The sequence below is a fragment of the Sphingomonas flavida genome, from assembly GCF_036663655.1.
Taxonomy (GTDB): Bacteria; Pseudomonadota; Alphaproteobacteria; order Sphingomonadales; family Sphingomonadaceae; genus Sphingomonas.
On record NZ_JAXOJH010000052.1, the window covers coordinates 1 to 1,148 of the forward strand.

2 protein-coding genes are annotated in these 1,148 nt (G+C 72.0%); both read right to left on the reverse strand.

Annotation, left to right across the window (positions count from 1 at the left end; all coding sequences use genetic code 11):
• Positions 1–828, reverse strand: an 828-nt coding sequence (locus U1703_RS19060) for a LacI family DNA-binding transcriptional regulator (RefSeq protein WP_332786972.1), incomplete at its 3' end; no start/stop codon positions are given.
• Positions 825–1,148: carbohydrate ABC transporter permease (locus U1703_RS19065; protein ID WP_332786973.1), on the reverse strand; the 324-nt coding region annotated here is incomplete at its 5' end. The genes U1703_RS19065 and U1703_RS19060, both read right to left, overlap by 4 nt.

Genomic DNA, 1,148 nt, shown 5'->3' on the forward strand with positions numbered 1-1,148 from the left:
GGGCACGTCGAACCCGAGCTCGGCCGCGACCTCGAGCGTCGCCAGCGCGGAGAGGTCGTTGGCCGCGAAGATCGCGGTCGGCGGCTCGGGCAGCGAGAGCAGCTCACGCGCGCCGACCCGTCCCTGCTCGGGCTCGAAGGCGCCGAGGCGCACCAGGTCGTCGTCGAGGGGTACGCCGGCAGCGGCCAGCGCCTCGCGGTAGCCGCGCTCACGCAGCCGGGCGGAGACCAGGTCGGGGCGCCCGGTGAGCATGCCGATCCGCCGGTGGCCGAGGCCCAACAGGTGGTCGACGGCGAGCCGTGCTCCCTGCAGGTTGTCGGCGGTGATCGAGGGCAGCGGGGACCGTCCGGTGTGCGGGTCGACGGCGACGACCGGGCCGTCGTAGCTGACGTCGGTCACGGTCGGGGTGACCAGCACGGCGCCGTCGACGAGGGTGCCCATGACCCGCGAGAGGTAGCGGCGCTCCCAGCCGACCTGCTCGTCGACGCGACCGCCCGCGGAGTAGGCGACCAGCTCGTAGCCGGTGCCGCGGATCGCGTCGGCCGCTCCCTTGAGCACCTCGGTGCTGAAGGGCTCGAAGTCGGCGACCAGCACGCCGAGGACGTTGGTGCGGGTGTTGCGCAGGCTGCGCGCGATCAGGCTGGCCTCGTAGCCGAGCCGGTTGACGACCTCGGTCACGGCCTCCGACGTGTGCCTCGCGACGCCGTAGCGGCCGTTGAGGACCTTCGAGACCGTCGACACGGACACGCCCGCCTCGGCGGCGACCTGCTGCATCGTCACCCGGCCGCCGTTGTGCCGGTCCGGCGTCCTCGCACTCATCTTGGTCATCCCTTCACGGCGCCTTGCAGCCCTCCGACGATGCGTCGCTGCAGCGCCAGGAACAAGACGAGCGCCGGGATCATCGCGATCGTGGTGAAGGCGAAGACGCCCGCCGTGTCCGCGGAGTACTGGGTGGAGTAGTCAGCGACGCCGAGAGGGAGCGTACGCATCTCGGACTGCAGGAGCAGCAAGGGGAGCAGGTAGGCGTTCCAGGAGCCCACGAACGCCAGCACCCCGACCGTGATCAGTGCCGGCATGGACAGCGGGACCGCCAGCCCCCAGAAGATGCCGATGCGCGAGGCGCCGTCGATGGTGGCGGCCTCCTCCAG